At 39.2% G+C, this 8,606-nt stretch carries 8 protein-coding genes; 2 read left to right on the top strand and 6 right to left on the bottom strand.

The window, feature by feature from the left end; all coding sequences use genetic code 11:
- The first annotated feature begins 305 nt into the window (after positions 1-305).
- Together RMZ43_RS16340 and RMZ43_RS16335 are read left to right on the top strand one after the other, a co-directional pair.
- The gene (locus RMZ43_RS16340; protein WP_416212101.1) at positions 306-473 is read left to right on the top strand and encodes a transposase; all 168 of its coding nucleotides are present in this window, start codon (positions 306-308) and stop codon (positions 471-473) included.
- Complete coding sequence (locus RMZ43_RS16335; protein WP_416212103.1) at positions 427-564, top strand: hypothetical protein; 138 nt, start codon at positions 427-429, stop codon at positions 562-564. Before RMZ43_RS16340 ends, RMZ43_RS16335 begins: the two co-directional genes overlap by 47 nt.
- A 234-nt stretch (positions 565-798) precedes the next feature.
- Here RMZ43_RS16335 and RMZ43_RS16330 read toward each other — a convergent pair whose 3' ends face one another.
- The 6 genes from RMZ43_RS16330 to RMZ43_RS16305 all read right to left on the bottom strand — a co-directional run bounded on the left by RMZ43_RS16330 (position 799) and on the right by RMZ43_RS16305 (position 8,323).
- Complete coding sequence (locus RMZ43_RS16330; RefSeq protein ID WP_322650199.1) at positions 799-1,950, bottom strand: ABC transporter permease; 1,152 nt, start codon at positions 1,948-1,950, stop codon at positions 799-801.
- A 198-nt stretch (positions 1,951-2,148) separates the two neighbouring features.
- Positions 2,149-3,288, bottom strand: coding sequence for an ABC transporter permease (locus tag RMZ43_RS16325; protein ID WP_322650198.1), 1,140 nt, complete (start codon positions 3,286-3,288; stop codon positions 2,149-2,151).
- Positions 3,285-5,243, bottom strand: coding sequence for an ATP-binding cassette domain-containing protein (locus RMZ43_RS16320; protein WP_322652352.1), 1,959 nt, complete (start codon positions 5,241-5,243; stop codon positions 3,285-3,287). The genes RMZ43_RS16325 and RMZ43_RS16320 overlap by 4 nt, the downstream gene beginning before the upstream one ends.
- Before the next feature lie 88 nt (positions 5,244-5,331).
- The gene (locus RMZ43_RS16315; protein WP_322650196.1) at positions 5,332-6,642 is read right to left on the bottom strand and encodes an HlyD family secretion protein; all 1,311 of its coding nucleotides are present in this window, start codon (positions 6,640-6,642) and stop codon (positions 5,332-5,334) included.
- Positions 6,643-6,689: 47 nt separating this feature from the next.
- Positions 6,690-7,220: a thioesterase family protein gene (locus RMZ43_RS16310; protein WP_322652351.1), complete on the bottom strand. Its 531-nt coding sequence runs from the start codon at positions 7,218-7,220 to the stop codon at positions 6,690-6,692.
- A gap of 98 nt (positions 7,221-7,318) precedes the next feature.
- Positions 7,319-8,323: a fatty acid desaturase family protein gene (locus RMZ43_RS16305; RefSeq protein WP_322650193.1), complete on the bottom strand. Its 1,005-nt coding sequence runs from the start codon at positions 8,321-8,323 to the stop codon at positions 7,319-7,321.
- Between the last annotated feature and the right edge of the window lie 283 nt (positions 8,324-8,606).

Raw genomic sequence — 8,606 nt, 5'->3', positions numbered from 1 at the left:
TGGGCGGCTCATGGGTATATCAACTTACCGAGTTTGCTTTCCCCTATTATATGCAGCTTCATATTAAATTGGTATAAAACTTGAACTTTAATTATAAAACCTGAATCCTTACGGTACTACTTCTCCTTCAATTCTCTTCTAAGAAACAGAAATGTTTCTTTACATCCATTGGGAATGCGATCGCTTTCCTCGGACGCTTTTGTCACTCTGGGAAAATAAAAATTGGGGCTAAATGATAAAATCTTATTCGTCATAAACCTCAAGGTAATGAACCTGAGTTTGATTTGCGTACTCATCTTTACCGTATGAGTGGAGTAGATTTTACTCGCGTTGACGGTCTTGGTGTCCTGACAGTACAAATTATTCTTTCTGAGGTTGGTTTAGATCCCAGTCGGTTCCCCACAGTCAAACACTTTACTTCTTGGCTTGGTCTTTGCCCTGGCAGCCAGCCGCATTACTGGTGGCAAAATTAAAAGTTCTCAAACTCGTCTTGTAGTCAACCGTGCCACCAATGCTTTCTGCATGGCAGCACAAACTGCTGGCAGTTTAGATTCTCCTGAATAGATGAATGGAAATCTGGATCTTCGGGATGGGAAAGAGGGTTACTCATAATTGTCGTTCAAATGCCATTGGATTGGGACTGGAAGCAATTTAAACACTTTTACTGAAGTTTTAGAAGCGTTCAGTACAGCCATGTATAAGTCGATTTATTGATTGGTTGAACTTAAATCGTGACGTGTTTGCTGCTGACAAAACTAGTTTGGGTTATATTTGGGCTTGATTTTTGTATAAGTCTCGCTAAACAGCTTTTGAGTTAAGCTGAGTGCGAAATTTATGAATACTAATTAGTAATAAAAGAACTGCAAAGAACAATAATGATATGGCATTTGGCCAAAGCACATCAAGATTAACGCCCTTGAGTAGTAAACCACGCACAATCAGAACATAGTGACGTAATGGATTAAGTAATGATAAGTACTGAAATAGCGATGGCATACTTTCAATAGGTGTAATCGTACCAGAAAGTAAACCTAAGGGTACATTAACAGCAAATGATATAAGTTGAGTCTGCTGTTGAGTACTGAACACTGTCCCAATGAGAATACCTATTCCGAGCGCATTTAAAACGTAGAGACCAGAAAGTGTCAAAAAGAGGAAAACATTACTCCGCACGGGTAGTCCAAAGATGAGTCGAGCTAAACCAAGTACCAAGCAGACATCACCCAGCAATAAGACAGTTAAGGGAAATAACTTAGCTAAAAGAATTTCCCAGTTAGCAGCAGGAGTCATCAATAACTGTTCGAGTGTCCCAGCTTCTTTTTCCCTCACCATTGCGGCTGATGAAACTATTGAGCCTACTAGATTGAGAATTACACCCATAATTCCAGACAGAAAAAACCAACTACTAATTAAGCCAGGATTGTATAGAAATGTAATTTGAGGCTGTACTTGCGCGGACACAAAACTAGAGTTTATTTGTTGACCATAATGGTTGATAATCTGGGTAATATAACTTCTAACAATCCCCGCAGTATTGGCATTAACTGCATCTACAAAAACCTGAACTTTTGTGATGCCTTCTCGACTTAAGTCACGGTCAAATTCAGGTGGTATGACTAAGCCAACAGAAACTTTTCCCGTTTCCATTTGTTGGTTAAGGATTTGCTCACTGTCATTTAGACTAGCCAGATTAAAAGTATGATTTTCAGTTAAAGCAGAAATCAGTTCACGACTACTAGAGGTTTTTGCATAATCAACAATCCCCATATTCAAATTATGTACATCTGGACTAATAGCTGAACCATAAATTAAAAGCTGTATCGTTGGTAGAACAATAAATAAAAAAATCAGACGTTTATCGCTGAGAATTTGGTAGGTTTCTTTGATTGCTAATGACCAAAAGCGGTTTTTAAAGAATAGATATATCTTCTGATGAAAAGATAGAAACATAAAAACTTTCAAATTTATTTAGAATTGGATAGAGAAACAGAGAAGGCTAACTCTGCCTTTTTTACTTCTTTTTCTGCCACTACACAGATACAGCAGATTACATCTAAGTAAAATACACAAGGGTGGGCTTGTATGCCCACTTCACAAGATTTATCATACTAATTTGTACTAGTTTTACTTGCAAAGTGCTGTAATTATCTATTCCGATAATTGCATGCGCTTTAGACCATGTAAAGCACCAAAAAATAGTAAAAATCCTAACAGTGCTAAAACCAAGGGAACAGACCAAACACTTGACCATCCTGTCCCTCGTACAAAAGAGTCACGAGTTAGTTCAATATAATAGCGGACTGGGACAATATTAGAAATGAGCGAGAGAGGGAAGGGAATATTGCTCAGTGGATAGACGAAGCCAGACATGACTAAGGCTGTTAAGTAACCAACACTAAGAACTTTTTGAGTAGCCTCACTTTGGCTTTCAGATTTTACGCCGTAAAACAAGCCGAACATGACGCCACTGATTAAGAATAAGAGAGTACCAATCAACAATGGTAAAATGTCACCTGCTAATCGTATCCCAAAAATAAGTGAGCCTAAGACCATAATAAATAGGCTTTGGGCAATAGCAATTAAGAAGTAAGCTAACCCTTTGCCTAGCAGTAGTTCAACAGCACTTAAACTAGAAGCATAAACCTGGATAATAGTACCTTCCTCTTTTTCTCTAGTCATGGCAAGAGCTGCGAACAGTGATGGATAAACCCAAAGGACAAGAGCATAAGCTCCAGGGACAATATAGAGAGATTCTTTACGTCCTGGATTAAACCAGAGACGCACTTGCGCTGCTATTTGGCTGCTGCTTGATTGTAGTCCGGTACTTTTAAGGAAAAAATCAGTGGTAGAACTAATAGTGTTTTCAATTACACGTGCGTTATTAACATCTGTCCCATCTATAAGGACTTGTAAGTTGCTGACTTTACCAGATTTGATCCGACGAGTAAAATCGGGTGGAATTATTAATACTGCTTTGGCTAGACCACGATCAATTGCTTTGGAGGGATCGGAAATTAGAGAGTCCTGATTAGCTAATGTCGAGTCATTACTATCAAAAGGAACAGCCTGGAACTGGTTTGTAGCGAACAAGCGCTCAATATATGTGCGACTGAGAGGGGTGCGGTCGAAGTCCTGAACAAGTAGCCGAATTTCTTTGACTTCTAGCCTGATGGCAAAGCCATAAATCAATAAGGTAATTAGAGGCAGTATAAAAGCCAGTGTCACAGTCAGGCGATCGCGCCGGAATTGTGCTAATTCTTTTCTACACTGAGTCCATATTCTTGTCATAATTTATCTTGTTGAGCGCGTTGGACAATGTTAATAAAGGCATCTTCAAGAGAAAAAGGAATAGGCCGCAGCGAATACAGGTCGATATTTTCTGTTTGTAAAATTGAACGGATATGAGGGATATCTGTACTAAGACAATCTAAAACCAAGTGTATGCGATCGCCAAAAATTGATATGCGCCAAGAATCAAGTTTGGTTTTCAGCAAATTAGAAGCATCCTGAGTCCGATTCACTACAATTTCTAGCAAATGACCAGGTTGAGAAGTTTTAATCTCAGTCGGTGAACCTTGAGCTACTACCTTACCCGCCACCATGAAACCCATGCGGTTGCACTGTTCCGCCTCTTCTAAATAGTGAGTTGTTACTAACACTGCTGTTCCTGACCTGGCAAACTCGTTAATTAATCGCCAAAACTGACGACGTGCCAAAGGATCTACTCCCGATGTCGGTTCATCTAAAAACAAAATTTCTGGCTCGTGCATTACCGATGCACCAAAAGCTAGCCGTTGTTTCCAGCCTCCTGGCAATTGACTTGTGAGTGTATTTTCTTTTCCAGCTAAACCACAAGTGGTAAGTACCCATTTAATCCGGGAACGGCGTAGCTGAATTGGCACATTATAAACTCCACAATAAAATTCTAGGTTCTGAATAATTGTCAAATCATCATAAAGGGTAAATTTTTGACTCATATAACCGATGCGTTGCCGGATGGCGCTGCCACGTAAATTCTGAGTTTGTCCAGCTAAGGAGATTGTTCCAAATGTTGGTTCTAACAAACCGCAGAGAATCTTAATTGTACTTGTCTTGCCTGCTCCATTTGCTCCTAGCAAACCATAAATCTCGCCATAATGAACTTCTAAATCTACACCTTTAACTGCTTGAAAATCACCAAATATTTTTTTCAGCTTATAGGCAGAGATTGCTACACCTGTACGATGTCTACTTTTGACACGGGGAAAAGGAATAAATTCAGAGTCATTGCCAGCAGTCCGCAGACGATTAACAAAGACATTTTCTAAGGTGGCATCAGCAGTTTGAATACTCTCTAGATTCAGTTGTTGTTGCTGAAAAATTCTTTGCACCGCCTCTGTTGCTACAGAGACATCTTTAACTAATATATCTAGGCGATCGCCAAAGGTTTGGACATCAACTACTGATGTTTCCTTGTAGTCTTTTGCTTTTTGTAATAACTGTTCAGCTGCTTCCAGGTGATTAGTTCGTACTTCTAGTCTTTGTAAATTCAAGCTCTCACGTAATTGAGTGAGAGTACCAATTTGTTGAATTTCTCCTTCATAGATTAAAGCAATACGATCACACCTTTCTGCTTCATCTAAATAAGGTGTGGCCACAACTATGGTAATTCCCTCTGACGCTACAGCAGCTAGAATATCCCAGAATTCCCGACGTGATACAGAGTCAACGCCTGTTGTTGGTTCATCCAATAGAAGAATTTCGGGTTGAGAAATTAACGCACAACACAAAGCTAATTTCTGTTTCATGCCCCCAGAAAGACGACCAGCCAAACGCTTTGCAAAGCTCTGCAAATCCATTAAACCTAAATATTTCTGGCGGCGTTGCCGAAAAAGGTGTTGTGGGACTTCCTTTAATCCGGCAGCATAGCGCAAATTTTCATCAATGCTTAAATCGGAGTAAAGTGAGAACTGTTGGGTCAGATATCCAGTAGCTAAACGAGCATTACGTGGTGTTTTTCCTAATATTTGAACCTTGCCAGCAGATGCCTCCATGACACCAGCCAAAATATGAAAGGTGGAAGTTTTTCCTGCACCATCAGGGCCGATTAACCCAAAGATTTCTCCTCGCTTCACAGCAAAATTTATTCCTTTTACAGCAACTATTTTGCCGTAACGTTTATATAAACCTTCTACCTGAATAGCGATATTTTCTGTCGCTTTGTTAGGGTAACTAGATAAATTATTCTTAGTAGTAGATAGCATGATACTATTGATAATAAATTTAAATTCCAAATGTTAAGTGATAAATCGACGCTGATTGTGAATTCGCAATAGTAGCTCTTTGTAAAAGTTATTTCTTCGCTTCAGATGCAATAATGATTTCGGCATCAGCCGACATTCCTGGCTTGGCCAATCCGTCTGGTTTATTGATGATAATTTTGACACCGAACACTTGTTTTACTCGGTCTTTTGGAAAATAAATATTCTCAGGAGTAAAAGATGCTTGAGTGTCGATGGCTGCAACTTTTGCACTGATAGGTTGCTGAGGTGCTGAATCCACATATATCCGAGCCTGTTGGCCAACATGCACCTTACCAATATCTGCTTGGGGAATAAAAGCGCGCAAATAAATATTGTTAGGATCGATGACTGTTAACAGAGTTTTGCCGGGAGTAACTACAGTTCCTGGTTCTACACTCCGACTAATGACAACCCCGTTGATAGGATTAACAACCTTGAGATCGGTAACTTTAGCTTTAATTTCCTGTTGAGCGGCTTTTGCATTAGCCACATCAGCTTGAGCGGCAGCTAGCTTCAAACGTGTTTGCGTCAATTGTGTACGTAACCCGGCTATCTGTGAGTTGCGAATCGAGGGATTTAATTCTGTAGTTTGGGCTTGCGTTAATTTCCCTTGAGCAGAATTGACTAATTTTTGAAATGAACTCATTGCTGCTTGACGGGATTTAACTGTGGACAGAGCTGTTTCGTAAGCTGTTTGACTTTGGTCAAATTGTTGCTTGGTAACAGCTCCTTCGGCTACCAATTTAGCGTAGCGATCGCGGTTGATTTGCGCTAATTTTAACTCTGATTTTGCTTGGTCTACCTCAGCGATCGCTTGATTTAATTGTGCCTGAGCGGAAGCCAATGCTGATTCAGCCTCAAAAATTCGACCCTTGGCATCTCCTTCAGACTGTTGCAAGGCTAGCTGATTTTCCAAAATTTGGTTGTTTAAGAGATTGATTTGCAACTTTGCTTGTTCTTGTTGTTGTTGCATTGAATCTACGCGAGCAACCGCACCTTTTAATTGTGCTTGTATCTCTGCATCATCTAGTTTGACAATCACTTGATTTTTGAGAACCCGATCCCCTTCTCGCACCTCTACTGAGTCGATGCGAGCTGCTACTTTCGCACCAATATCAGTTTCATAACCTTCAATACGACCACTAACTCGCAACGAAGTGATTTTTGGGGGTAATGAGAAATAATACCAGGCTGATACACCCGCTCCCACCAAGAACAAGCTCACTAATATCAACACCAAACGAAAACGTTTACCTTGAGGTTTCTTTGTACTTGGCATACCAGGTTCAACATTTCCTGGTATTTCTACAAGTGAGTGAGCATCAACTAATTCTATATCATGCCCTTTTCTATGATTCATTTAATATCCTCACAACTAAATCCGTTGAGAAATTTGGCGTTTGATATTTATACAATTTGTAAGCTAGGAGTTAAAGTCTCTGTATTGCTAATTGGTATTGTATTGAGGAATAAGTCTTTATTGCTAGTTTTGATTGCCTGTTTTAAATCACATGGAATGGATTTTGGTTTAGCAGATTTTAAATCAATACAGACTATTTCTAACTGCGCCCAAAAGATTGTTCCAGATAATGAGAATATTTCCTCTCCAACCATTTCTAACTCTTGATTTGTTGGCAGTTGTGAAGTGATAGATTGGTAAAGTTTTACTATAGTTTTTCCGACAAAGACAACACGACTAATTACAAATAGATTCTGTTCGATTAATGCTGGGCGTAAATAGTTAGCCTGAATTTTTGAAACAACTAGACTAAAACCAGAAGCCAGCATTTTTTCTACACTATATCCACATGCTTTAATACTAAAAGAACGTGCTCTTTCCAGGTATTTTAAATAGTTAGGATGATGTACAACTCCATTAAAATCTACATCTTCAAAATGAACAGTTAATTGAAAAATTGACGATTGTTGTAATTTCATCTGGACTCCTTTTTATCAAAAATTAACGGAGAACACAACTATTGAATGTTTTGATTGATATTGTCAGCAATTGTTAGTTTACTGTAGTCTTTATACATCTACATCTGTAACATAGGATCAGAAGTACTATTCTCCTTTCCAGCTTCAGGATAAGGTGTATGAAATGCCTTGAGGTAAGGTTTTATAACATGAGGTTCAATTAATTCGTCTGTCTCCATACTCTCCATACGATCATAAAAACCTTTTTCTTTAAGCCAACGATGTAAAGCTGGCAAACGATAACAAGGTACTCCAGGATAGAGATGATGTTCAAGGTGGTAGTTATTACCGAAGTAAAGTATGGTAAATAGAAGCGATGTTTGACTTTTTGCATCACGACCAAGACCTACTTTAGTTCCCGCGTGTTCTAGGTATGGTTGCAAAGCAGAAATGGCGTACATTGTTATCCCAGGCAAGACCATTAGAACTATTGCCGTGGCTGGATCATAAATGGCGATCGCCGCATATAACACTAACCATAACAGCGAGAAGCCAATGTTAGCCCAAGCTAGCATTACTATCGACCAGGATTTAAACGGAAATTTGTAAGAGTAGGACAATGGTAGGTTGAACGCCATTCTCACTGTATTGATGAAATAGTAAAAATTAGCGGTACTTCTGGCAAATAAAAGTCTAGACCAGAAGTTCTGAAACTTTTGGAATATTTGACAGTCTGGATCTGAAGCTTGATTGGTAAAGCGATGATGATTCCAATGAGAAATAGCAGCACCAGTCTCAAAGTAAGTTGGTAGTGCAGATGCAAAGAAAGTCCCGATTAAGGCACTGACAAACTTATTTCGATGTAATGACAAGTGAAAGCCTTCATGACCTACCCAAGAAAATAAAAGCATTCCCTGCGCTGATAACCAAATTAGTGGTGCGGTCATCAATATAAGCAAAGGTAATGGCAAATGTAGGAGCAAAAGCATCCGTGCTAGCATAGCTGGCACAATATAAAGTGCCAAATTGTAAGCAATATAAGCAAGTGTACCAATCATAGATGGGCGATACCACTTTTGTGGTATTTGTGGACGTTTCAAAGAGATTTCTTCTTTATGTAGCATTGTTCTCTAACTCCTATCTAATACATGAGTAATTTAGGTATAGGTAAAGTGGAAGGGTAACTGGCATTAATAAAATTACCAATTCCTTTATCAGCTAAATCAAGCCCTTTGTTTCTGCTTGGAAATTACACATAATCTCCAACAAACTAAGTAGGTCGGCGTAAACAATTATTGTTGAAATAAGGCAGTTCTTGCTGGGGGCAGGCTTGCCATGAGCGTAGCTGAATGGGAGCAGGGGCAGAAAGAATTTGAGCCTTATTTACTTTTTTTCACACAGTTTGGT

This window comes from Nostoc sp. CmiVER01 (genome assembly GCF_034531135.2).
Taxonomy (GTDB): domain Bacteria; phylum Cyanobacteriota; class Cyanobacteriia; order Cyanobacteriales; family Nostocaceae; genus Nostoc.
Note: the sequence above shows the minus strand (reverse complement) of the source record. Positions and strands in the feature narration are given on the sequence as shown.